Origin of the sequence: Bacteroides sp. AM44-19 (assembly GCF_003603395.1) — a bacterium.
Lineage (GTDB): Bacteria > Bacteroidota > Bacteroidia > Bacteroidales > Bacteroidaceae > Bacteroides > Bacteroides uniformis.
On the sequence record NZ_QTNB01000013.1, the window covers coordinates 103,660 to 126,755 of the forward strand.

The following is a 23,096-nucleotide window of genomic DNA, read 5'->3' on the forward strand; positions in this document are numbered from 1 at the left end:
GAACGATATTGATTAGCTATTGACGAGTTATTAACGGAAATATATATCCCTATCGAAAATAAAAGTAAGATAATATGTTGGAATTACCCGAAGTTATCACCCTGAGCAAACAAGTGAACAACGCCTTGAGCGGTAAAACAATCACGCAGGTATTCAATGCCACCAAACCGCATAAGTTTACGTTCTATAACGGCAATCCGTCGGAGTATGGTAAACTGCTCGTAGGTAAAACCATCCTTTCATCCGAAGGATATGGCATGTTTGTCAATTTCAATCTTTCGGATAATGTGATCATGAATATAGGCGACGGAGTCAGTGTCCGTTATTACAATGCGGGAGATAAGATTCCTGCCAATTACCAGTTGTTGCTGACGTTTAATGATGATTCATTCCTTGTCTTCACGGTTGTAATGTATGGTTTTATCAATGTTTATCCTGATAGCTATATCGACAATAAGTACTATAAATTGAGTCGGGAAAGCATTTCGCCGTTGAGCGATAAATACACCGAAGCGGAATTTGAGAAACTCGTTGCCGAAGCAAAGAAGACCCTCTCTGCTAAAGCTCTATTAGCAACCAATCAGCGTATTCCCGGTGTAGGTAACGGCGTAACGCAGGATATTCTGTTCAATGCACGGATAAATCCCAAACAGAAAGTGCTACTTCTGTCGGATAATCAGAAAGACGTTCTTTTTAATGCTCTAAAAGAAACATTGGTGGATATGACGTTCGAGGGCGGACGCGATACGCAAACAGATCTTTATGGCAACGCCGGAGGTTACAAAACCATTCTTTCTGCCAAAACATGGAAGAATCCTTGTCTCCGTTGTGGCAGTACCATCATAAAAGAGGCTTATATGGGTGGTTCGGTATATTATTGCCCAACGTGTCAACAGATAAAAGAATAAATGTCCACATTCTGTTAGCTCCCTTTATGTACGATGCAAGGAATTAATATTCTGTATAACAGTTTATTAATTCCTTGTATCGCATTCTGTTAATATCGTGTCTACACGATATTCGTATCCTGCGAACACGATATGAATATCTTCTTTTCTTTATACTTTGTACGGACAAAAGGGGTGTTTTATAAAGCCCGCCCTTTGTAAACGTTTGACTGGGACAATGGAACCAGGACTCCGTTCAGCGTCAGGGTATTCGAATTGAAGTTCGGGCTGATTCTTGCCGATGCATTATTGCCGCCGTTGGTCAGTGTGATATACACTTGTGCGGATATTCCGATGCCTTGTACGCTGAAGCTGCAATTCACGTTTCCCTTTTTGTCGGTCGTGATTTTCATTTCCTTTCTGCTGCCGTCCACTGTGATGCCGCCTATTCCGTTGGGGCCTGCAAGGGCATTGTTGGCAGCTATTTGTACGGATGCGTGTTCACCGTCCATCAGAACGAAGTTTGTTGTCGATGAAACAAATGCGCTCCGTCCTCTCTTGAACACCAGCTGGTCTGCTTCCAATACAAACTTGCCCTCTTTCAATGCCTGGACGGCAATGGCATAGTTCCTTTCATTTTCTGCTTTTTCGCGTGCTTTCTGGGCTTCGCGTTGGGCTTTACGCTCTGCTTGGCGTGTTTCGCTGCTACTCTGTGCATACATCAGGGTCGATGCACTTACCAACACCAGTGTGATTAATGTAATGATTCGTTTCATAATTGTTCTTTGTTATTTAGTTAAGACCTTCTGGTTGATTAACAAATGAAAAGCCAAAAAGATGCAGCTTGAATCTTAAATAAGCGTAAGACTTAACACTTCTTTGGTTTTGTTGGAAGTTCGTATTAAATTTCTTCCAAGGCATAATACTGGTAATCCCGGAGAATGGTCTGAAGAAAGTTTTCCGGGTTACTGTCATGAGGAGTGATGGAGAGAAGTTCCTGCACTTTTTTCGCAAGGGAGGCAATGCGGCGTGTACGGTCTTTTTTACCCGATTGCAGGGTCCGGGTAATGACGTTGATTTGCTCCAATGACAAGTCGGAAGCTTGTGGATAGGTAGGTCGGTAGTCTTTGGTCAGGTAGTCGAACTCATCGAGGCTGACGTGTATCTTGCGGTAATTCTTTTCCTTGATTACCATGGTGCCGGCGGCAAGGTCTCCCATTCGCTGGCTGTTTTTGGTCAAAAGGACGACCAGAAGTCCCAGACCACCGGTCACCGGTCCGTCGATAGGGAAGAGAAGCCATCGGAGCAGGTACGAGCCTATGCCGGGCGTGGAGCCGTCTGCCTTTACGACACGAATGTTCATCAGCCGCTTGCCGAAACTTTGTCCCTGGTTGAACATTTCGCAGAGAAATGCATAAAGCAAGACTGGCAGGTAGACAATGGTAAAAAAGAAAAGCATCGTGAAATCAGAGGGTAGATGAATCCGTGAAAACAAGGCCAAAGTAGAAAATACATAGAATCCGAGCAGAATATAATCTATGGCCAGTGCAATGAGCCGCTCACCGATACTGGCAGGCGTTTGACTGATGCGGACAAATTGTCCGGTGATAATTGTAGATTCTGCCATTCCTGATAAAACATTTTTAGTATTTCATTGCAAATATATCATTATTCTCTTATTTTTGTTACCTATTTCAGACAAAACTTCTCTGAAATAGTCATGGGGTATGAAAGAAGTGACGTTTATCCGGCAGAACATCGAAAAATGGAAACGAGCAGAAACAATGGTGGAGCAGGCGGAAAGTCTGTCTCCCGATGAACTTGCCGACGCATATACGGAGCTTACGGCAGATCTGGCTTTTGCCCAAACGCATTTCCCCGCTTCCCGCATCACTATCTATCTGAACAATCTTGCCTCGGCATTGCACAACCGCATTTATAGAAACAAGCGCGAGAAATGGTCAAGAATTATCACCTACTGGACCCGTGAAGTGCCTTCGGCCATGCACGATGCACGCCGTGAGCTGGTGGCTTCCTTCATTATATTTGTGGTCAGCGCATTGATAGGAGTGGTATCCGCTGCCGGAGACCCCGATTTTGTGCGTTTGATTTTAGGAAACTCCTATGTGGATATGACTTTGAACAATATCGCTAATGGTGAACCTATGGCTGTATATAACGGTTCCTCCGAGTTCCCCATGTTTCTGAGTATCACGCTGAACAATATCATGGTCTCCTTCAACTGCTTTGCCATGGGGTTGCTGACCAGTTTTGGCACCGGATACATGCTCCTTAACAATGGTATCATGATAGGGGCTTTCCAAACCTTCTTTTATCAGCACGACTTGCTTTGGGAGTCCTTCCTTGCCATTTGGCTGCACGGGACACTCGAAATCTGGGCGATTATTGTAGCCGGTGCCGCCGGTCTTGCCCTGGGCAACGGATGGCTCTTTCCCGGAACCTATTCAAGGCTGGAATCTTTCAAACGGGGAGCCAAAAAAGGACTGAAAATAGTGGTGGGTACGGTACCCGTATTCATCATGGCAGGATTTATAGAAGGATTCGTTACCCGCCATACCGAACTTCCGGATGCTTTGAGGTTCGGCTTTATTCTACTCTCTTTGTCGTTTATCTTTTTTTATTATATTTATTTACCTAACAGAAAGAAGCATGGAAGCACAGAAACCTAAAATCGCACTGTATGTACAACGTTCTTTTGGAGAGAAACTAACTGCTACCTTTGATTTTATCAAAGAGAATTGGAAGCCGTTGATGAAATTCACCACATATCTGATGTTGCCGCTTTGTCTGCTTCAGGGACTGAGCTTGAACGGGCTGATGAGCGGTACAATGGCTCTGGGTGATATGACCGGAGGCTCGTTCGACTCTTCTGTTGTCGGAGCGTCCATCATGGCACTGGTGACTTATTACAGTCTGTATGCCGTTCTCTATCTGCTAGGAACTGTCATGCTGACCTCTTTGGTCTACGCATTGGTCCGTACTTACAATGAACGGGAAGAACGCTTGGAGGGAGTGACGTTAGGGATGCTGAAGCCCTTGTTGTTCCGTAATGTCAGAAGGGTATTTCTGATAATGATTATCGGTGTGCTTTTGGTGCTGTTTGTAGGGCTTATTGTTGGTTTTATAGCCACCGTCATTCCGTTCATGGCGATTGCGTTCTTGTTCGTTCTGCTCGTTGTGGTGGTGTCTGTGCCACTTGCTATTTGGGCTCCAGTCTATCTGTTCGAAGATATCTATATCATAGATGCCTTGAAGAAGGCCTACCGACTGGGTTTCGCTACCTGGGGAGGTATCGTACTGATTTCCATTGTTATGGGATTCATCGCCGCCATCTTGCAGGGAGTGACGATGATTCCATGGTATATCGGGACTATTGTGAAATATATCTTTGCAATGACTGATGCAGGTGGCGGTGCCACTGTATCGGCAGCCTATAGCTTTGTGCTTTATCTGCTGGCGGTGGTCCAGGCATTCGGCGTTTATATGTCCATGATTTTCTCATTGCTGGGACTGGCTTATCAATACGGTCATGCTTCGGAAAAGATAGATTATGTGATGGTGGAGAGTGATATTGACAATTTTGATAAACTCTGATAACGGACTATGAATATGGCTCCGGCTGATACACTGGTTTGTGATACTGCACAGGTTGCCGCTTGGCAGTCTGACCCGGCGTTTGCTTACAGTCGTGAGTTGATAGCTCCCGAAATTAATGTACTTGAGTGGTTCAGCAGATGGTTCGGCAAGCTGCTGGACAAGATATTCGGGAATACGTTGGTGGCAGAATATTCGGAGGTCGTATTGATATGCATTGCCGTTCTTATCCTGGTATTGGTCATTTGGTTTGTGTACAAGAAGCGTCCGGAACTGTTCATGCGTTCGCGCAAGAGTACCCTGCCCTATACAGTGGGGGAGGACACCATCTATGGAGTGGATTTTGCGGAAAGAATTGCCGATGCGCTTGCCCGGACGGATTATCGGGAGGCGGTGCGTTTGCTCTATCTGCAGACGCTGAAACAGCTCAGCGATGGAAAACGTATAGACTGGCAGTTATATAAAACGCCAACACAATATATCTATGAAGTCCGTCTGCCAGCTTTCCGCCAAATGACCAACCATTTTCTACGAGTACGTTACGGAAATTTTGAAGCGACCGAAACTTTGTTCCATGCGATGCGGGATTTGCAGAAAGAAGTGGAGAAAGGAGGGGCGGCATGAAGGGGAACCATTGGTTTATAGCCGGTATCATTGTTTTTCTGGTGTTGATGTTTGCGATAGAGTGCCGTCTGCCAAAGAAGTTTGTCTGGAACCCTACGTTCAGCCATTATGACAAGCAACCGTTCGGCTGTGCCGTGTTCGATAGCCTGCTGTCTTCATCGTTGCCGAAGGGATATTCGTTGTCGAGAAAGACTTTTTATGAACTGGAGCAGGAAGATACGACGCTCCGCCGCGGAATACTGGTTGTTACCGATAACCTGCATTTGACGGATGTAGATGTGGAGGCGATGTTGAAGATGGCGGGACGGGGAGACCGGATTATGCTGGCGGGGAGCTCTTTCAGCCGTATTTTGAAAGATACGCTGGGATTTGAGTGCAGCTATTCCTATTTCAGTCCGTCGGCTTTGAAAAAATATGCCACTGCATTGCTTTCGAAAGACAGTTTGTGCTGGGTGGGGGATTCGGCGGTTTATCCGCAGCAGACTTTCTGTTTCTATCCCCAACTTTGTCAGTCTTATTTCTTTGCAGATTCCATTTCTAGTAAAGTGTTGGCGGAAAAAACTGTTACCGGAGAAGCTGCTCATCCGGTTGCCATGTCGGTTTCTTGGGGAAAGGGGGAAGTTATACTGGCTTCCACTCCCCTGCTTTTTACGAACTATGGTGTGCTGGATGGGAAGAATGCGGCTTATCTTTTTCGTATATTGTCCCAGATGGGTGGATTTCCCATTGTCCGTACCGAAGGCTATATGAAAGAAACAGCCCAGGTACAGATGTCTCCTTTTCGCTATTTCCTTTCGCAGCCGCCGCTTCGCTGGGCATTGTACTTGAGTATGGTTTCCATCCTGCTCTTTATGATATTTACAGCCCGCAGGAAGCAGCGCGCCATTCCGGTTATCCGCGAACCGGAAAATAAGTCTTTGGAGTTTGCAGAGTTGATAGGTACTCTTTATTATCAGAAGAAGGACCATGCTGACTTAGTCCGCAAGAAATATCTCTATTTTGCGGAGGAACTGAGGAGGGAAATACAAGTGGATGTGGAGGAAGTGGCAGAGGATGAGCGCTCTTTCGGCAGGATTGCCCGGAAGACGGGTATGGAAGCGGGGGAAATAGCCGCGTTCATCCGCGAGGTGAGGCCGGTGGTGTACGGAGGGCGCAGTATCTCTGAGGAAGAGATGAAACGGCTTATTGATAGAATGAATGAAATAATCAATCATATATAAAGAAGATATTTATGGAAGAGAACACAGAAAAACGGGTGGACTTGACTCTCTTTTCCGAGAAGATACAAGCGTTGAAGGACCGGATTGCTACGGTCATAGTGGGGCAGGAGCAGACGGTGGACCTGGTGCTGACGGTTGTCCTGGCAAACGGTCATGTGTTGCTGGAGGGAGTGCCGGGGGTGGCAAAGACACTGCTTGCCCGTCTGGTGGCACGCTTGATTAAGGCGGACTTCAGCCGCATTCAGTTTACTCCGGACTTGATGCCGAGTGACGTGTTGGGTACTACGGTCTTCAACATGAAAACCAATGACTTTGACTTTCATCAAGGACCGGTGTTTGCCGACCTCGTGCTGGTGGACGAGATAAACCGCGCTCCCGCCAAGACGCAGGCAGCCTTGTTCGAGGTTATGGAAGAACGGCAGGTCAGCATTGACGGTACCACGCATCAGATGGGAGAACTCTATACGATTCTGGCAACCCAGAATCCGGTGGAGCAGGAGGGGACTTATAAGTTGCCTGAAGCGCAACTGGACCGCTTCCTGATGAAAATAACCATGGGATATCCCTCATTGGAGGAGGAGGTGGACATCCTGGAGCGCCACCACGCCAATGCTTCGTTGGTGAAGTTGGAGAGCCTGGCGCCCGTGCTCACAAAAGAAGAACTGCTTTCGTTGCGCAGGCTGATGGAACACGTGTTTGTAGACCGCACGCTGCTTCAGTACATCGCGTTGATTGTACAGCAGACGCGTACCAGCAAGGCTGTATATTTAGGAGCTTCTCCGCGTGCGTCCGTGGCAATGATGCAGGCCTCCAAGGCATATGCACTGTTGCAGGGACGTGACTTTGTGACACCGGAGGATATTAAGTTCGTTGCTCCGTATGTGCTTCAGCATCGCTTGATATTGACAGCGGAAGCCGAGATGGAAGGCTATTCGCCGGTAAAGGTGACGCAACGTCTGATTGATAAGGTGGAAGTGCCGAAATGAGATTAGGCCGCCGATTCTATATTGCTCTTGTTCTGATAGTCCTGCTGATGGGTATCGGGTACGTCTTTGCTCCATTCTTTGCAATCGGGCAGTGGGCGCTTTTTGTTTTGGCGGTGTCGGCGCTGGTGGATGGGGTGATGCTCTATCGCATTCGCGGCATCCGGGCATTCCGCCAGTGTGCTACCCGCTTCTCCAACGGAGATGAGAACACCGTGAACATACGTGTGGAGAGCAGTTATCCGCATCCGGTGGCTGTGGAAGTGGTGGATGAGATTCCTTTTGCATTCCAGTTGCGGAATATTGATTTCCGGATGAGGCTCCAGGCGAATGAGGGCAGGACGATTACGTATCATCTGCGTCCCACGCGGCGGGGGATTTACTCTTTCGGACGGATTCGGGTGTTTGTGGCAGGCAGAATGGGATTGCTTTCCCGCAGATATACTTGCGATGCTCCGCTGGATGTCAAGGTATATCCGTCCTATCTGATGCTCCATCGGTATGAGTTGCTTGCTATCAGCGACAACTTGACGGAATTGGGCATCAAACGTATCCGCAGGGTGGGGCATCATACGGAGTTCGAACAGATAAAGGAGTATGTGAAAGGCGACGATTACCGCACGATAAACTGGAAAGCAAGCGCCCGGAGGCACGAACTTATGGTAAATGTCTATCAAGACGAGCGTTCCCAGCAAATCTATAACGTGATAGACAAGGGGCGGATTATGCAGCAGGCATTTCGCGGGATGACCTTGCTGGACTATGCTATTAATGCCTCCCTGGTTCTTTCGTACGTTGTCATGCGGAAGGAGGATAAAGCCGGACTGGTAACGTTTAATGAGCACTTTGATACATTTATCCCCGCCTCCCGACAGCCCGGACAAATGCAGGCGTTATTGGAGAACCTTTACAGCCAGCAGACTACTTTTGGGGAGACCGACTTTTCCTCATTGTGCGTACATTTGAACAAGCGCGTCAACAAACGCAGTCTTTTGGTGCTGTATACCAATTTTTCCGGCATCGGCAGCTTGAATCGCCAGTTGGCTTATTTGCAGCAGTTGAACCGCCAGCACCGGTTGCTGGTCATCTTCTTCGAAGATGCCGCTCTGAAAGAGTACGTCGCCACTCCTGCGAGGGATACGGAAGGGTATTACCGCCATGTCATTGCCGAGAAATTTGTATTCGAGAAACGGCTGATAGTCTCCACCTTGAAGCAGCACGGCATCAGTTCTGTGCTGACTACACCGGAAAATCTTTCTGTGGACGTGATAAACAAGTATCTGGAGATGAAGTCACGTAGCCAGATATAAAAACAGTAACTAAGGTTATATAATCCGTAATAAGGGTAGTGAAGATGTCTGGATTTTCCTCTAATTTTGTAATTGGTATATTGTGAAGGTGTGGAAAACATATCCTTAAGATTTTATATATCTGAAGTTACAATAATGAGAATGACTTTATAGGTGATGAAAGACAATACATTGGACATAAAGACCGTATGTGAATGTAACCGGTGCCTGGGATGTAAAACGTTGCATCCTCAGGTAAGCATTATTAATCTGGAAAATCCTAGTGTGTATCAGGATGCTGTGAAGTTTGAATTCTATGCCATCCTACTGATTGAGGACTGTGAAGGGGATTGTGACTGCTGCGGACGGAAATATTATGATTATTCCAATGCTACGATGGTATTTCTTACTCCCGGCGAGATATTCCGGATGAACAAGAACAATACGCTTCCGGACAAAGGTTGGCTGCTGGCATTTCATCCCGATTTATTGCTTTGTACTACGTTAAAGAATCATATCGACAACTATACTTTCTTTTTCTACCGCAAGGAGGAGGCGTTGCATCTGTCACAGCGCGAAACGGCCAAAGTGACGTGTTGCCTTGAGAATATTGATGATGAACTTCATCATTCCATTGATACGCATAGCAATACCATCCTGTCCCGTCACATCGAATTGCTGCTGGATTATTGCTCACGTTACTATGAGCGGCAATTCATCACCCGTGAGAATAAGAACAAGATGATTCTGGGGAAAATGGAAGGGATATTGGACGAGTATATCACTTCCGGAAAGTTGCAGGAGGGGAAGCTGCCCACTTCCGGATGCTGTGCCGAAAAACTGAATCTTTCGACGGCTTACTTTGATGATTTGCTAAGGTTTGAGACGGGTAAGACATTGGCTGAATACTTCCAGTTCAAATGCTTGTACACGGCCAAGAAAATGTTATCGGAAGGCGGTAATACACCTGCTGCCGTAGCGCGTCGGCTGGGCTATCCGAGTGTGCAATATTTCAGTCTGGTGTTTAAGAAAGCAACGGGAGTTGCACCGAATGAATATAGATATTCACAAAATTGAGATGATGCAGATAGAATGAATTTATTAGACCAAAATATTTTATAATGGAGACCAAAGCTATATTTTTAGATGTAGACGGAACATTGGTGAGTTTCGACACTCACCGCGTTCCGCAGTCGGCTATCGAAGCGTTGCAGCAAGTTCATGAATCCGGTATAAAAATCATAATAGCAACTGGGAGGGCGTTTACCGATCTTCACGAACTTGAAGAGATTCCATACGATGCAGTGATAGCTTTGAATGGGTCCGATTGTGTACTGAGAGATGGCACTCCTATATCTCGTAAACAGATTCCCGAAAAGGATTTTCAGAGGGTACTGGTATTGGCTCAACATTATGGGTTTGCTCTGGCTATCGAAACGAATAAAGGTATTTTTGTCAACGAACTCAACCCGACCGTCATCGAATTGGCCAGGCTGGTCAATCACCCTACACCGCCGGTGGCAGACATCGAAAAAGAGTTTATGGGAGGCGAATGTTGTCAGTTATGCATATATTGTGATGAAGAAATGGAAAAAGAAGTAATGGCACAACTTCCCGGACTTTCTGTTTCCAGATGGAACCCTTTCTTCGCGGATGTCAATGTGGCGGGAGTAAACAAGGCTATGGGTATCAATGAGTTTGCTTCCTATTATGGATTTGATGTTTCAAGAACCATCGCTTTTGGTGATGGCGGGAATGATATTTCCATGATTCGTGCAGCCGGGATGGGAATAGCTATGGGAGGAGCTTCCGAGGCTGTGAAAAGCGTTGCCGATTATATAACGGAGGCGGTGGATGAGAATGGTGTCCGGAACGCCTTGGTTCGTTTCGGTATTCTGGAATAAAAATCGGCTATCAAAACTGATGAAAACTATAGTCTGTAAATATTATGCTTTTTAGAAAAATTACTTAAAGGATTTAATTTTAGCATCAATATTTTTAATTTGGAGGAATCTAAGTCATTTGACCAATATTTTGAGCGGATATTGATTAGTAAAGATACATTTTTGATTAAGGAAGGAGAAATAGAAAGATATAGTTATTTCGTTTTTGATGGGATGTTGCGTTGTTGGCTTTTGAATCATAAAGGGGAAGAGTAAATTTTTTGGTTTTGTAAAGAAGGTACGTTTTCAATGTCGAACATGTCTTTTACCTTACAAACAAGATCTGCATTTAATGTGCAGACAATTGTAGATAGCGTTATTTACCGAATAGACAAGAAGCGAGTAGATGAACTGTATACTGCTATTCCTAAGGTAAAAACTGTATTTGAAGATTTGAATGCTATACTACTGAGTAAACTCTTGAAAAGAAATATCGACTTGATTAAATATTCTCCTGAATAGTATTATCTACAGATGATTGAAGGATATGGCATTACATTAAACTATATACCACTCAAAGATATAGCTTCTTATTTGGGTATCATGCCACAAGTACTAAGCAAAATCCGTAAATGTATTTTTTAACTTGGGTTCAGTGTATTGAATGTATAAGTTCCGAACTTTGCGGTTTTAAATAGCAATTACAATTATGATTAGAAAAATTAAAGTTACGGATTATCCACGTTTGATAGAAATTTGGGAAACTGCAGTATTGAGTACACATGATTTTCTTACAGAGGAAGATTTTCTATTACTATAAGGAACAGCTTTCGGTATATTTTCAGTATGTCGCTCTATTCGGGTTTGAACAGGAGGGAATCTTAATCGGATTTATGAGAATTGCAGAAGGAAATCTTGAAATGTTGTTTATTACCAATAATTATTGAGGCACAGGAATTGGGGAAAAACTGGTTACTTATGCCATAAATCATTTGCAGGTAACGAAAGTCGATGTGAACGAGCAGAATATTCAAGCTGTCGGTTTTTATAAATATATAGGCTTTAGCGTATACAAAAGGTCCGATTTGGACGGAGAAGGTAAAGAATATCCTATTTTACACATGCAGTTGTAGTTCGTAAGTCAGACCCCGATTTTAAAAATCATCATTTTTGCCAGCACTACTTTTTCTTCTCATATTCGGCTTTAACTATCTGACAGCAAGAATTTAACCACGTGTTTTTTTTCTGTTTTTTTTGTTTATAATAAATAATATTTGTTAATGTCTATTTTGGGCTTATTTTCCGTTTTCTTTGTGCAAATATGGTGATTAAGGGGCGAACTCCGTTGTCTATAGTGCCGGAAGTATGGCTTTGGCTCCCCGTATATGGGCATTTTTTCCCTTCATGTCCTGTGTGTAATGCAGAGAAGCTTGGCGCATAATTCCCGAAACCTTATTACAAAACTTCGTCCCACGCATGTGTGTTCGCCGGTTTGCCTGCGTGAACCGTCGAGCCCACGTGCGTGGGACGAGGGTTTACATGAACCTTCATAATAAAAAGCATGGGACATACGTGGATTCTGCCTATACCTTCTTCCAGTTTTGTCCCTATCCGGAGGACGGTCTGCCCATTCATTGCTGCTCAGTTTCTTATTCTTGTGATGTAAGTCTGAGAAAGCTGAAACTCGAAAATTGCTTATGCACCGGATATTTCGGGTCCCCATTTTTGCCGGAGCGAGAAAAAGAAAAAGCTCTGAAATACTTGAATTTCAGAGCTTTGCTTTAATTTGCTATTTGCTTTCGCGGTGCGTACGGGACTCGAACTCAAGTCGTAATCCCTTTTGTACCAATATCTTATTTAATCAAGTTTTCAAAGTCCAACGTCTAATCCAACGTGAAGAGTTCGCTGTTCTGCTTAGCTTTGATAGGCTAAATTGGAACAATGCAAAAATAGTGAAAAATAACAATATGACCAAATTTCGATATATAACTCATTGTTTTTTTGAAGTATTTGTCCTTTCCTGAAATAGGTTGACTCGGTTTGCAAACCGAGTCAACCTATTTCAGGAAAGGACATTTTTTTAGAAAATCAAACTCTGTCAACGGCAGAGTAGGTTCTATTTGGGATATTTTTTGTAACTTCACAACGTTTTTTTAAAGAATTACCCCCGAACCAAGCCTGTGAAGGTCTGTCGGGGGTTCTTTGTAAAGTTACAAATTTTATATCATTCTGTAGAACAATTGTTTGGATATTTACTGAATATCCCTAAATAAATGAAAAAGGACAGTCCTCAGATGAATTAGACTATCCTTTTTTATATAACCTTTGACTCGAAACTTACATTACCGCAGCAACAAACAATCCATTATTACCATATATCATCTGAACAAAAGGTAGATCCTGAGATTGCTGTTCTTCCCACAATTCTTTAAACTGCTTTTTGTCTGTTTCACTTGGAGTGTTAGGCATATTGGGATGCGAATGCCACTCACCCAAATATCGCACTTGATGATATGTCAATTTCGTTATTCTCTCATATTCCGCAGTCAATCCTTTAAATCCACGAACAAAAGATACAGGGCTATGAATACTGTCCTCTGGAGCTGGAACCATATAATATACATAAATGCTATTATGATTGCGGTCATAGCTACCAAACAAACAACCGCCAGTTTCCTTATTTGGTGATGTGAATGTCATTGTTTGAATTTCTTTTTCTACAGCATCGGAGATATAAACTTGAATATCTCCCAATACTTCGTGGTGCCAATTTGTGATTGTCATCGGCAAACTTGACACTGTTCCTTTTTCGGCATCAAAGTGCCAAATACTCAAACAAGCTTGCCCCAACGTATAATATTTCCTGATTTGTTTAGAAATGATGGCCGACAATACACGTACATTTTCATAATTAAGTATCATCGATTCTGATCTGCAACTGAAAGTATTCGTACGCACGGTTCCTGATTGTTCCAAATGAAGAGCAAACCTTTCATCCACTATCAGATTACGATAATAATCCATCTCCAACAAGTCAAGACGAGAATTTCTGTCCTTATCTTCTATTAGCAACACGACATCATCACCCTTGGGGTTCAAGAATGAGGTACATCTACGGAATGTATGTTCTTCGTCTGCAAGTTTCCTTTCAACTGCTATGGAAGTGCTAAAATCCATTATCAACTCAGTGTCCTTAAATAGACGCTCTCTATCATTTCGGCTTAACGTCAGAAAGTTTCCTTCTATGGCATTTATTTTCTGAAACAAGATGCCATGATAGCTATCATTGATGGCACGAACCTTTGAGGTCATCACTTTGTCTGTGGTAAGTGTATGACGGCTAAGATTATGTGGCAACAATATATCACAATCAACTAGACAGATTTCTTCAGAGCATCCTTGTCTCACAAAATGATCGATTACAGCAGAGCCAAGTGTGCCAGTTCCGATAACTCCCACTTTCTTGAACCATTCTTTGATTCCATTATTGATGGCGTTTCCACTACGTGAAGTCATAAATTCTAATAGTACAACTTCTACAGACAATTCATAAAACCATTTTTCAAACGCATCCTTAGTAAGAACCTTCTTTTTATGTACTATATCCTTAGGAAGACAGTTTGTTTTGATGAGGAACAATTCCTGTGAAGTCTTTTTGTCATCTTTGCTTGTCTGAGTGATATAAATCGATATAACTAACGGAAGTGTAGCCTTCCCTGCTACACTTTTTGTCAAAACAGCCAAAAGACTGTCTGTCAAAGAGAATTCGTCAGTTGACTGGACGTCTTTCAAATCTCCCATCGTTTGAGGTATTCGTACAAAATTGTTTGCATGGATTTTTTCTGTAGGAATACCAATTAAATAGTGGGTAGCTTTACTTTTCTCAACAAATTCCAAGGTAGAAGAATACTTCGTCTTTGGGGAGTACTTAATATATGGATTACCACCTAAGCGTTCATTCAAAATACAACAGACTTCTTGAAACCCGAAGAAGACCTCCAGTGGACGGTTTGACTCATGCAATTTGTTTATGCTATTCAAGCTAAACCATCGTCTTATGGAATTCAAGAAATCGTGTGCATTAAACTGTGGTCGAATATCTGCAAATGCGACATCCGACACACATAATGATACAGGCCGTGTAAACGGCTTTGCATTTGAATGAGGTAGCTCCGTTGGAAAATCTTTTCTTAGTGCATATACTTCTGGTATATTGATATCTTTTGAATGGCAAATAATTGCTATTTCCTCTTCGTCCCATATTTCATAAATAGGTTCGTCTGGAATTTCAAGATGCGTCATGCGCATTTTGACAATGGCATCCCCCTTGCCATTGACATAACACAGTACATCCTTTGTGTAAGGATGTACCATGGCGGCCTTATAGATTGCCTTGGCTCTCGAAAGTTTTAGGTATTCACCTCTAATTGGAGAGCCATTTGTTATTTTATGGTTATAATCTTTCATCTGCCAGCTCGTGGTGCAGGATTAGAAATAGATGATGCTCCCGCCACTGTAGAAATCTCTCTAAGTGTCTTTCCGTTTTCGTTAATCTTAAAGACAATGGGCTGTGGTATATTCCCTACTTTGCTATGTGTAGCGGTATTAAGGAAATGCGAAGAACCAGAATTCAGTTTCTTTATATACTGCTGTTTAGCTTCGTAGCAAGGAGGATTGTTATCATTGTTCTTTATTTCATTTGAAGAAGCTATAATATGTGCAGAATTACCAATCTGCTTTTTCAATATAGCCTCTGCAGACGGTTTTATTTCTTTCTTATTGTCTGATTCATTGAAAAACGACCAAGAGCAATGGTGAGGAGCAAGGAATATATTCCACTTCAACTTTTCTTCATCTGTGTTATTGTCAAGAATGTGTTGCCAAATTTCGTATTCAGCATCACCTCCCATAAGCACACGGCTCTTGTAACCAGTATATCCATCTATTTTAAAACCAAACTGCACAACGACTGATGTTGCATTCTTGTCGTCATACTTCTTACTTGTCTCAACATCTTCTTTAAACGGAGCATGGATGAAAATGTCTAACCAAGACAGACTTGCACCATGAACAGTTGTAACGAGTTTGCCAGGAACGTAACAATATCTGCTGTCGAACTCTTTGTCTTTATCGTATCCGATAATCCTCAAATAGTTACCTTTAGAACCATTGAAGTTCGCATCATCATCGTATAGCTTTCTACGACGTTTCGCTTCTTTGCGTATATCTTCAGCAGGTGCAGACAAATTATTGTTTAAGCCACGAGGAGTAATCCACAGCTCTTCTATAATAATCTCGTCTTTGTTTTTATCCTTGTCATAATCAGCCACATCTCCATGATAGAAGTTTTCTACAAATCCTTTGCAATGATCATCGTGAGGGTGAGTGCTGATGAATAGGTCAACATACGGACGACCTGCGACATCTTTATGCAACTCTTGCAGCAAGTCAGCCTTTACATCAAACATTACTTGTTTACCATGACCATCAGTCAGGTCTTCAAGTATTTGGCAATCCACTATAATGGTCTTGCCGTTATCTAACTTAATCAGCGTGCAATCTGCATTGCCCACGGGATAATATTTAATAATATGTTCCATAGCTTATTTTTTAGTAGTTATTCTTATCATCATCTAAATTCAAGAAGACGTTATATAATCTCTTTGCATATCTTCTACCATTTGTATATGCAAACCATGTGGTAATAAACGAGACTATAACACAGGTAATTCCTCCCCACAAGAAGAAACGTCCAAGTGGTAGTGACAAGCCCCAGTTGTTGATAGCAGCAAGAGCAAACAAGACAATACCATCCATAAATATTGTCGCAATCAGGTTACGATAAAAACCATAGATGCAGTTATAATCGAACAGTATATCATCGAATCTAGTTACATCCAACAAACAATTAACAGCTTCATCTACACGCTTTACATATTTCTTATTCTTGTAAGTCTTATGTCTTAATTTATCTACTGCATTATTCCTCTGCGCGTTGCGTAACCTTCAAAGAACTCTTCGTATGCAAAAGTAGCTATTTTATCCGAGATTTGGATATGATTTCCCTGTTTTTTATTCCCTCATTCATAGTTTTTCCGTAAAAGCGAGTAGTTTAATCCGAAAGCGAAAAAAGGAAGCTGTGTGGCTACCTATCCCATGAATGAAACAAGCGACCACACACAGCTGGCAAACTTGAAAAATGAATATTTTCCATCTAACAGAACTTGTTCAGCCAGATGGAAGTATCCATTTTTTTCTATTCTTTTTTCTTTAATGGATATAATTTTACAGTACCATTTCTATTTGGCATAGCTGCCGACTGACAATGTATATAGGAATTACAAGTATGGGTAGAGTAAACGTTTCCATATTTTGCAAGCCAATACACTAAACGTCCACTTGGATGTTTCTTATTGCCAGCAGCAGATATATAGCACTTTTGGGGAGAAAGAGCCTCTATAATTGATGTATTCAAATTTCTACGGCTTCCATGGTGTGGAACTTTAAGAAAATCCACATTTCTCAACCATTTGTATTTGTTCAGCATCATCTGAAGAGAGGTAGTATTTGCATCTCCTGCAAAAAGTAGTCTTTTGCCATCCTCTGGTTCGTACAAGATAATTAGGCTAGAAGCATTGTAAGGGGATGAATCTTCATCATTGTCGATTACACTCTTTATATCCTTCTCGTCAATCTTGAACGTATCATCGTATGCTTCTTTTGAACTATCTTCATATGTCTTAATACCATAGTCTGCGACCATTGCCTTTACTACCTCGCCATAATATTTATCCGAAGGACCAACAATGCTTATTGGAAGGATTGGGTGTTGGACACCATCGGTTACGCTTATTACCTCTGTGCATTTATCCAATGCCAAATCAATAAGGTTGAGATTGGGGTTTGTAGATTTTTGCCAAATCTTACGGACTGCTTTTGTTGCATTCTCTTTGTTTTTGTAACGTTGTATGTCATTGACATCAAGATATTGGGCAGGATCGGTTAGCCAGAATGTTTTTATAGTAATTTCATCATCTTGAAGTAAATCGAAAAAGCCATCTTTATGGTCACTATCTGGATGCGTACATATAGCTAAGTCTATGTAATAACTTCCATAATAATCATTAAGATGCTTTTTTATAATAGAAGTATCACCTGCATTGCCAGCATCAATCAATATGATGAACTGTTCATTACCTATATAGTGCCTGATAAGTATTGCATCAGCATCTCCCACTTTTAGGGCTTCATATTCATATTTCATTTTATTCTCTTTCATACTCTGCTCCTGTTATATATGCATTGTACATTGCTCTTGCGTAATCGTAGGCTTTGGACTTGTAAGATACATAATTGATAATACCAAACAATACCTGAGCAACTAAAGCCACCATCAATACTTTTGTATATGGCATCTCTAGAATGAAATTTACAACAAGAGCAAAAATGATTGCACCTATAGCATACACACATGCTCCAAGATAGTTACGACAGAAACCATACTTTCGATTATATTGTTGAAGATTTTCGTTTTTGCGAGTTACCTCCCTTATCTTTCCAACTGCATCAACAATAGCACGTTTAGCCTCGGATGGATTAGCAATTTCTTCATCTTTTGACAACAGCCGAATGCCAAAATCAGCCTCCACCTTTGCCGCAATCTGTTTTATATCCGCTTCAGATTTTCGCTCAGCGCTACTCCAAAGAAGAAGTTTTGTTGTAGGCATTTCTGTTTCATCTTCCTTAAATAGACGGAATTGAAACAATTGTTTTGAGGCATCAATAAACAGTTGACGAACCCAATAGGCTAATGCACCATAAATTAGAGCTACCGGAATAAACAATCCAATTTTGGCAATTATTGATTTCCATACGTCCAAGGTATCTGGAATAAACGATGTGACATACAATGTAGTCAAGATAATGGGGATTATCATACCCACGATGGCTGGATAAACTCTTGCTTCTTTTTCGTACTTATTCATTTTTTCTTAAATTAACACAGAATTAATTATACAATATTCATGCCAAAATCAGTTCCAATCAATTTTATAGTGCTATTTCTTTACGACTAAGAATATCATGACGTTATGTCAGCATGTTGTGACATTATGCCAGTGTCTGAGATACACAAAAATTCATTCATCGTTTTTTTCCGTAAAAGCGGCTTTATTCGTCAGTACACCATCGCCCAAAAGAATTTTGAACGAACGTGTGCCGACTATCGCATAAGCTGAGAAAAGGGCTTTGCCTCACGCCTAAGCAACAGTTTAGACTGATGAGGCAAAGCCCATTTCTTTTGTGCTTATGCCAAAGAGGTGCTTTTACGGTTTTTCAGATGATTTTTCTTTTTCGCTGTTCCTTTGAGCCGGAAGCGGAAAGCCGTGTATGACCGCTTGTCCATAAATGTAACAAGCCGTCACCCACAGCAGGCAAACCGGGAAGAATGATTTTATCTGCCCGCCCCGACACGTCCGGCCAGACAGATAAAACCATACTTCCTTGCAGGTGGTTTGCCCGGTTTCACGCTACCGGCTATGTCCTTTTTTTGTTGGGGACTTCCTTTTTTCACGGATTTCTCTTTTGAAGTTTTCTGTCTAATCTGCCTCTACTTCCGTTTACCTCCATTTTCGCGCCTTTCAGTGAGTCGCATCAGGCAGTCATTTCCGTTCTGGGCGCAAAGGTAACTCCGGGATTTGACGGGAAAGCAAGGTCAAGCCTCCTGTTTTCGGGAAAAATCTCCAGCCCTTCGGGTAGTATTTTTCCCGAAAAAACTTGCATTCCCTAATCCCTACCTTTTTAAGCACCCGAAACGAAAACGACCGATGCGACAGAAAGACGCATAAAAAAAATGTCGGATAAACGAGAGGCAGATAAGATAGTTTGAAACTCAACTCCCTCAGCTCTTGAATCCGCATTAAAAATAAAAAATCAAAAACAAAACGGATATGAGAACAGCAATGGCAACAAAATTCGTGGCTTGGGAAGTGCCGACATTGGAAGCACTGAAAGGCAGTAAGGTTTACAATCTCCGTGAGAAACTGAACAACGGAGGACAGATGAACCGAGAGGAAAAGGATTGGCTCACAGAAAAGGTGAACAGCAACACCTACTTCAAGAACGCAGTCCCCCTGCAAGGCTGGAGGTTTGACTTCTCCGATGTTCTCCGCACCTACCTCGTAAGCCAATACGGACAATGGACGGAATACAAGGCAACGGACAAGACAGGGCTTCGCAGATACCTATACGGCAGGATAGACCGAATTGTGGAACTTCAAAAAGAAACATTATGACAGCAACAATGGACTTCAGACAAATGGCGCAATACATAGGGTTTGCGATATGCTCCCTCATCGTGCGCACCGTCTTTGGGGTGTTAGACATCCTTTGGGGTATTGTCAGAGAGATAGTAAACGGAGTGTTCCGAGTGGCGATAGGCATAATCGTGGCTATTCTTTCCACAATCGTCTTCTTCGGCTTCATCCTTTGGTTATTCACCCTTTAATCCTTACCGACATGGCAAAGAGAAACAGCAAGACAGCAGCGCAGCAGTGCAGATACTACGGGGTGGACAACATCTTCGAGTACATGGTGGAAACGTACATCAACGGCAACATATCCGTGTTCCGTGAACTCTACCACGAACTGAACAAAGACGCACGGAAGGACTTTACAGACTTCCTTTTGAGCGAGGTGGAGCCGACTTATTGGAGAGAGATACTGAAACAGACAATCTAAAACAACAGCGATATGAAAACGACAGACCATTTCAAGAGAACGATACAGATGTATTTGGAGCAACGTGCAGCGGAAGATGCGCTATTTGCCAAGAACTACCGCAACCCTGCCAAGAACATAGACGATTGCGTGACCTACATTCTGAACTATGTGCAGAAAAGCGGTTGCAACGGCTTCACGGACGGGGAGATATACGGACAAGCCGTACACTACTATGACGAGAACGAGATAGAGGTGGGCAAGCCTATCCTGTAGCTAACACTTGAAAAGGGACCCGGAACAACATTTAAAAAGTGCCCCACCCATGGGTATGTTTAACCGAACAAAATTGGTATATTCATAAAAACCAATGGCGTTCATAATATGTACCACATGGAAGAAAGAGATTCCATAATTCTCGCCTATAGGCGTGACGGATTGAGCATCCGTGAGATCGCCCGTCGTAACGGCATGAGCCGCAAGACTGTACGCAAGTATCTCCGGGCTTTCGAACAAGCGGTCGGTGACAACCCCGATGCGGAAGCAATGGACACGTACCTGCAGCAGCCGGTGCGCTATGACAGCAGCAAACGTGTCCGCAGAGTGATGAACCAGCAGGTGATGGAGGCGATAGACGGCTTCATGGCCCGCAACCGGTCTAATGCCGCGGCCGGATTGCGCAAGCAGCAGATGCGCAAGATTGACATGTGGCGCCGGTTGCGCGATCAAGGCATAGAGATTGCCTATTCGACGGTATGCCAGTATGTCCGTGCATTGGAAGTGGCGGTGTCCGCTCCAGCCAAGTCCCCGGCGGCGTTCATCCGCCAGGAGTATGAACCGGGGTTCCGGTGCGAGTTTGACTGGGGCGTGCTGACACTTTGGATTGCCGGTGTCAAGACGAAGCTGCACATGGCCGTGTTCACGATGAACCATAGCAACCTGCGGCGGGCATACCTGTTCTCCCGCGAGGACACGTTGGCCCTGATGGAAGCACACCGCAACTGCTTCCGTGCTTTGGGGGGCACGCCGCAAGTAATGGCCTACGATAACATGCGGGTGGCCGTCAAGAAGTTCCTTGGACAGGAGCGCGAACATACCGATGCCCTGCGCCGCATGGAACTCCACTATTGTTTCACCCCTCATTTCTGTAATCCGCGTTCGGGATGGGAGAAAGGTAAGGTGGAGCGTTCGGTGGAACATATCCGCCGGCGGGCTTTCGCCTATGATGTCCGTTTCGGTTCGCTGGAGCAGGCGCAGTGTCATCTTGACAAGGTCTGTGACAGGCTCAACGGGGAGGCTTCCAACATGTCTGCGCAAGAGAAGAAGGAGCGCGTACAGGCCGATATTGCGGCTTTGCGGCCGCTTGACCACGGTGACATGGGCTGCTTTGAGCAGCGGCATGCCCGTGTCGGGAAGTATTCCACCATTACCGTCGATGGTGTGCATTACTCTGTGCCTGACCGGCTTGTCGGTCGGGAGGTACCCATAAAGATGTATTCCGAGCGTATTGTCGTGCTTGACGGTCGCGACAAGGTAGCCACGCATGTACGCTCCCGGCGTCTCGGTGACTGGTGTATCGACCTGATGCACTATCTGGGCACGTTCCTTCGCAAGCCTGCGGCGTTGGGACGATCCACGGCCATGCGACAGGTACACCCGGACGTGGCGGCACTGTTTCGCAAACATTTTACGGATTCTCCCAGATCGTTTGTCGAACTGCTCGTGTTTACCCGTGACAACCAGCGCACTTATGCCGACATACTGGCTGCGGCAGACCGTCTGTCCTCCCGGGGACTCAAACGCCTGTCTTCCGAACAATTGAGCGCCGAGATGCTGGCCAGTGACGGCAATGGAACCGCAAACGTCCGTCAAGACGCGGCCACCCTGACCCCGTCCGATCCACAACAGACCGCCATTGAAGAATCGGCCTCACAGACATTGGACACACTTTCGGCGATGATCGGATGTGGCGCCACACAACAACCTGTAAACAAAGTTACCGTCTAACAACATAAAAATTGCATAGCAATGGAACAAAACGAAAATCAAGACTCCATACGCGAACGGATACGTGCGTATGCCTTCGACCTCAAACTCCCTCTGGTACGACGCGACATCGACCTGCTTATACAGCAAGGACTTGATGAACGATGGAACCTGTGGATGTTCACGGCCGAACTCCTGCGTCAGGAAAAAGAAAACCGCTCGGAGAACCAGCGTCGGCATCGCATCAAAAATGCCGCGTTCCCACAGTTGCGATACCTCAACGAAATAGACACGGACGCGCTTCCGCCAGAAGCGCGGAAGGCCTTGCCAAACCTTGAGACACTTGATTTCATCAAGGAAGGGCGCAACCTTATACTATACGGGAATCCCGGTACCGGAAAGACCCATCTGGCTACAGCCTTGGGGATTGCGGCCTGTAACGCGGGATACTCCGTACTGTTCACTTCCGTGCCCAGACTGCTTACGCAGATAAGGGAATGCCGGAACGCAATGACACTAAGGGCACTCGAGAACAAGTTCGAACGATACGACATGGTCATCTGCGACGAGTTCGGATACGTTTCTTGTGACAAGGCGGGAGCGGAGATGTTGTTCAACCATCTGTCACTCAGAACTGACAAGAAAACAACCGTCATTACAACAAATCTCGCATTCAACAGATGGGACGAGATTATTGCAGACAAAGTACTAGTTACAGCAATGGTAGACAGGCTAACGCACAAGGCGATTCTACTGAACATGACGGGAAAATCGTACAGAATGAAAGAAACACAAGATATGATAAATAAACAAATTTAATTAACTTTGCAAAACCTATCGGGTGGTACACGTTTCAAATGCTACCCGGGTCCCTTTTCAAGTGTTAGCTACA

20 protein-coding genes and 3 pseudogenes are annotated in these 23,096 nt (G+C 43.9%); 17 read left to right on the top strand and 6 right to left on the bottom strand.

What is annotated here, in order from left to right:
- The first annotated feature begins 74 nt into the window (after positions 1 to 74).
- Positions 75 to 908, top strand: a complete 834-nt coding sequence (locus DW947_RS16605; RefSeq protein ID WP_005832407.1) for a DNA-formamidopyrimidine glycosylase family protein — start codon at positions 75 to 77, stop codon at positions 906 to 908.
- 179 nt (positions 909 to 1,087) lie between these two features.
- On the opposite strand, the gene DW947_RS16610 is transcribed toward DW947_RS16605, so the two are convergent.
- Together DW947_RS16610 and DW947_RS16615 are read right to left on the bottom strand one after the other, a co-directional pair.
- Complete coding sequence (locus tag DW947_RS16610) at positions 1,088 to 1,663, bottom strand: DUF4251 domain-containing protein (protein ID WP_008664890.1); 576 nt, start codon at positions 1,661 to 1,663, stop codon at positions 1,088 to 1,090.
- A 125-nt stretch (positions 1,664 to 1,788) separates the two neighbouring features.
- Entirely contained in the window at positions 1,789 to 2,514 is a 726-nt protein-coding gene (locus DW947_RS16615; protein WP_005832400.1) for an RDD family protein, read from the bottom strand.
- 100 nt (positions 2,515 to 2,614) lie between these two features.
- On the opposite strand from DW947_RS16615, the gene DW947_RS16620 reads away from it, so the two are divergent.
- The 10 genes and pseudogenes from DW947_RS16620 to DW947_RS16665 all read left to right on the top strand — a co-directional run bounded on the left by DW947_RS16620 (position 2,615) and on the right by DW947_RS16665 (position 11,634).
- A complete protein-coding gene (locus DW947_RS16620; RefSeq protein ID WP_005832397.1) occupies positions 2,615 to 3,577 on the top strand; it encodes a stage II sporulation protein M in 963 nt (320 codons plus the stop codon).
- Complete coding sequence (locus DW947_RS16625; protein WP_005832395.1) at positions 3,558 to 4,502, top strand: hypothetical protein; 945 nt, start codon at positions 3,558 to 3,560, stop codon at positions 4,500 to 4,502. The genes DW947_RS16620 and DW947_RS16625 overlap by 20 nt, the downstream gene beginning before the upstream one ends.
- 9 nt (positions 4,503 to 4,511) lie before the next feature.
- A complete protein-coding gene (locus DW947_RS16630) occupies positions 4,512 to 5,126 on the top strand; it encodes a DUF4129 domain-containing protein (RefSeq protein ID WP_009038199.1) in 615 nt (204 codons plus the stop codon).
- A complete protein-coding gene (locus tag DW947_RS16635; RefSeq protein ID WP_117866752.1) occupies positions 5,123 to 6,346 on the top strand; it encodes a DUF4350 domain-containing protein in 1,224 nt (407 codons plus the stop codon). The genes DW947_RS16630 and DW947_RS16635 overlap by 4 nt, the downstream gene beginning before the upstream one ends.
- Positions 6,347 to 6,357: 11 nt before the next feature.
- The gene (locus tag DW947_RS16640) at positions 6,358 to 7,332 is read left to right on the top strand and encodes an AAA family ATPase (protein WP_005831454.1); all 975 of its coding nucleotides are present in this window, start codon (positions 6,358 to 6,360) and stop codon (positions 7,330 to 7,332) included.
- A complete protein-coding gene (locus DW947_RS16645) occupies positions 7,329 to 8,639 on the top strand; it encodes a DUF58 domain-containing protein (protein ID WP_005831453.1) in 1,311 nt (436 codons plus the stop codon). The genes DW947_RS16640 and DW947_RS16645 overlap by 4 nt, the downstream gene beginning before the upstream one ends.
- A 156-nt stretch (positions 8,640 to 8,795) precedes the next feature.
- Entirely contained in the window at positions 8,796 to 9,695 is a 900-nt protein-coding gene (locus DW947_RS16650; RefSeq protein WP_005831452.1) for a helix-turn-helix domain-containing protein, read from the top strand.
- A 44-nt stretch (positions 9,696 to 9,739) separates the two neighbouring features.
- Entirely contained in the window at positions 9,740 to 10,522 is a 783-nt protein-coding gene (locus DW947_RS16655; protein WP_009038203.1) for a Cof-type HAD-IIB family hydrolase, read from the top strand.
- 39 nt (positions 10,523 to 10,561) lie between these two features.
- A pseudogene (locus DW947_RS21915) lies at positions 10,562 to 11,146 on the top strand (Crp/Fnr family transcriptional regulator).
- A gap of 64 nt (positions 11,147 to 11,210) precedes the next feature.
- Positions 11,211 to 11,634: pseudogene (locus DW947_RS16665) on the top strand (GNAT family N-acetyltransferase).
- Between the two features lie 1,204 nt (positions 11,635 to 12,838).
- Here DW947_RS16665 and DW947_RS16675 read toward each other — a convergent pair.
- The 4 genes from DW947_RS16675 to DW947_RS16695 all read right to left on the bottom strand — a co-directional run bounded on the left by DW947_RS16675 (position 12,839) and on the right by DW947_RS16695 (position 18,486).
- Positions 12,839 to 14,968, bottom strand: a complete 2,130-nt coding sequence (locus DW947_RS16675; RefSeq protein ID WP_117962368.1) for a Mov34/MPN/PAD-1 family protein — start codon at positions 14,966 to 14,968, stop codon at positions 12,839 to 12,841.
- On the bottom strand, positions 14,965 to 16,101 hold the full coding sequence (locus DW947_RS16680) for a hypothetical protein (protein WP_008142569.1): 1,137 nt from the start codon (positions 16,099 to 16,101) through the stop codon (positions 14,965 to 14,967). Before DW947_RS16680 ends, DW947_RS16675 begins: the two co-directional genes overlap by 4 nt.
- A 656-nt stretch (positions 16,102 to 16,757) precedes the next feature.
- Complete coding sequence (locus DW947_RS16690) at positions 16,758 to 17,780, bottom strand: ComEC/Rec2 family competence protein (RefSeq protein WP_008142566.1); 1,023 nt, start codon at positions 17,778 to 17,780, stop codon at positions 16,758 to 16,760.
- Positions 17,767 to 18,486: a hypothetical protein gene (locus DW947_RS16695; RefSeq protein WP_117962366.1), complete on the bottom strand. Its 720-nt coding sequence runs from the start codon at positions 18,484 to 18,486 to the stop codon at positions 17,767 to 17,769. Before DW947_RS16695 ends, DW947_RS16690 begins: the two co-directional genes overlap by 14 nt.
- Before the next feature lie 963 nt (positions 18,487 to 19,449).
- On the opposite strand from DW947_RS16695, the gene DW947_RS16705 reads away from it, so the two are divergent.
- From DW947_RS16705 to istB, 6 genes and pseudogenes are all read left to right on the top strand, one after another.
- Positions 19,450 to 19,794: a hypothetical protein gene (locus tag DW947_RS16705; RefSeq protein ID WP_008142559.1), complete on the top strand. Its 345-nt coding sequence runs from the start codon at positions 19,450 to 19,452 to the stop codon at positions 19,792 to 19,794.
- Entirely contained in the window at positions 19,791 to 20,006 is a 216-nt protein-coding gene (locus DW947_RS16710) for a hypothetical protein (RefSeq protein WP_008142558.1), read from the top strand. Before DW947_RS16705 ends, DW947_RS16710 begins: the two co-directional genes overlap by 4 nt.
- 11 nt (positions 20,007 to 20,017) lie before the next feature.
- Positions 20,018 to 20,239: a hypothetical protein gene (locus DW947_RS16715; protein WP_008142557.1), complete on the top strand. Its 222-nt coding sequence runs from the start codon at positions 20,018 to 20,020 to the stop codon at positions 20,237 to 20,239.
- Positions 20,240 to 20,251: 12 nt separating this feature from the next.
- Positions 20,252 to 20,488, top strand: a pseudogene (locus DW947_RS16720) (PcfK-like family protein); the annotation flags it as partial.
- A 123-nt stretch (positions 20,489 to 20,611) separates the two neighbouring features.
- Positions 20,612 to 22,225, top strand: coding sequence for an IS21 family transposase (gene istA / locus DW947_RS16725; RefSeq protein ID WP_016272705.1), 1,614 nt, complete (start codon positions 20,612 to 20,614; stop codon positions 22,223 to 22,225).
- Between the two features lie 21 nt (positions 22,226 to 22,246).
- Positions 22,247 to 23,023 carry an IS21-like element helper ATPase IstB gene (gene istB, locus DW947_RS16730; RefSeq protein WP_016272400.1) on the top strand — a complete coding sequence of 259 codons (777 nt, stop codon included), beginning with the start codon at positions 22,247 to 22,249 and terminating at the stop codon, positions 23,021 to 23,023.
- Positions 23,024 to 23,096: the final 73 nt, after the last annotated feature.

Bases quoted from the DNA above. Each gene is read 5' to 3' on its own strand.
- DW947_RS16605 (WP_005832407.1), top strand. From the start codon at position 75: ATGTTGGAATTACCCGAAGTTATCACCCTGAGCAAACAAGTGAACAAC.
- DW947_RS16610 (WP_008664890.1), bottom strand. From the start codon at position 1,663: ATGAAACGAATCATTACATTAATCACACTGGTGTTGGTAAGTGCATCG.
- DW947_RS16615 (WP_005832400.1), bottom strand. From the start codon at position 2,514: ATGGCAGAATCTACAATTATCACCGGACAATTTGTCCGCATCAGTCAA.
- DW947_RS16620 (WP_005832397.1), top strand. From the start codon at position 2,615: ATGAAAGAAGTGACGTTTATCCGGCAGAACATCGAAAAATGGAAACGA.
- DW947_RS16625 (WP_005832395.1), top strand. From the start codon at position 3,558: ATGGAAGCACAGAAACCTAAAATCGCACTGTATGTACAACGTTCTTTT.
- DW947_RS16630 (WP_009038199.1), top strand. From the start codon at position 4,512: ATGAATATGGCTCCGGCTGATACACTGGTTTGTGATACTGCACAGGTT.
- DW947_RS16635 (WP_117866752.1), top strand. From the start codon at position 5,123: ATGAAGGGGAACCATTGGTTTATAGCCGGTATCATTGTTTTTCTGGTG.
- DW947_RS16640 (WP_005831454.1), top strand. From the start codon at position 6,358: ATGGAAGAGAACACAGAAAAACGGGTGGACTTGACTCTCTTTTCCGAG.
- DW947_RS16645 (WP_005831453.1), top strand. From the start codon at position 7,329: ATGAGATTAGGCCGCCGATTCTATATTGCTCTTGTTCTGATAGTCCTG.
- DW947_RS16650 (WP_005831452.1), top strand. From the start codon at position 8,796: ATGAAAGACAATACATTGGACATAAAGACCGTATGTGAATGTAACCGG.
- DW947_RS16655 (WP_009038203.1), top strand. From the start codon at position 9,740: ATGGAGACCAAAGCTATATTTTTAGATGTAGACGGAACATTGGTGAGT.
- DW947_RS16675 (WP_117962368.1), bottom strand. From the start codon at position 14,968: ATGAAAGATTATAACCATAAAATAACAAATGGCTCTCCAATTAGAGGT.
- DW947_RS16680 (WP_008142569.1), bottom strand. From the start codon at position 16,101: ATGGAACATATTATTAAATATTATCCCGTGGGCAATGCAGATTGCACG.
- DW947_RS16690 (WP_008142566.1), bottom strand. From the start codon at position 17,780: ATGAAAGAGAATAAAATGAAATATGAATATGAAGCCCTAAAAGTGGGA.
- DW947_RS16695 (WP_117962366.1), bottom strand. From the start codon at position 18,486: ATGAATAAGTACGAAAAAGAAGCAAGAGTTTATCCAGCCATCGTGGGT.
- DW947_RS16705 (WP_008142559.1), top strand. From the start codon at position 19,450: ATGAGAACAGCAATGGCAACAAAATTCGTGGCTTGGGAAGTGCCGACA.
- DW947_RS16710 (WP_008142558.1), top strand. From the start codon at position 19,791: ATGACAGCAACAATGGACTTCAGACAAATGGCGCAATACATAGGGTTT.
- DW947_RS16715 (WP_008142557.1), top strand. From the start codon at position 20,018: ATGGCAAAGAGAAACAGCAAGACAGCAGCGCAGCAGTGCAGATACTAC.
- istA (WP_016272705.1), top strand. From the start codon at position 20,612: ATGGAAGAAAGAGATTCCATAATTCTCGCCTATAGGCGTGACGGATTG.
- istB (WP_016272400.1), top strand. From the start codon at position 22,247: ATGGAACAAAACGAAAATCAAGACTCCATACGCGAACGGATACGTGCG.